The 564-nt window shown below is 34.6% G+C and carries 1 protein-coding gene; it reads left to right on the top strand.

The features are described from left to right. Window positions 1-564 (top strand): oligosaccharide flippase family protein (locus tag KH893_RS11595; RefSeq protein WP_281166253.1); only part of this gene is annotated, 564 nt, incomplete at both ends.

The raw sequence follows: 564 nt of genomic DNA, 5'->3' as shown, positions 1-564 counted from the left end.
ATATCGCAAGGGTCATTGGACCTGTTGGAGTGGGTATTAATGCTTATACAAATTCAGTCGTAGGTTATTTTTGTTTAATTGGCTCTTTAGGTATTACGCTTTACGGTAGTCGCGAAATCGCTTTTCACCGTGACAATTTAATGGATCGATCTCGCATATTTTGGGAAATCACTTTACTCCAGATTGTCACGACATTTTTAGCTTCAATCATTTTTTTAATCTTTTTAAAATTTGAACCGCATTATCAATTTTTTTTCTTATTGCAAGAAACAACTTTACTGTCCAATGCTTTTGATATCTCATGGTATTTCATGGGCCTGGAAGATTTTAGAAAAACCGTCTTGCGTGATGCAATTATTCGTGTTTTTTCAATTGCATGTATTTTTTTATTCATACATAAACCAAGTAATTTATGGCTATATATTCTAATTGTATCGGGAAGCGGTATTTTTGGTAATCTTTCTTTATGGCCTTATTTGATCAAGTCAGTGCGACGTATTCCCTTTAAGCAACTGCATTTTAGCCGGCATCTAAAACCTGCTGTCATCCTGTTTATTCCTACAG

The organism is Liquorilactobacillus sicerae (assembly GCF_029916425.1).
GTDB lineage: Bacteria > Bacillota > Bacilli > Lactobacillales > Lactobacillaceae > Liquorilactobacillus > Liquorilactobacillus sicerae.
The sequence above is the reverse complement of the archived record's forward strand: the minus strand, read 5'-3'. Positions and strand labels throughout refer to the sequence as shown.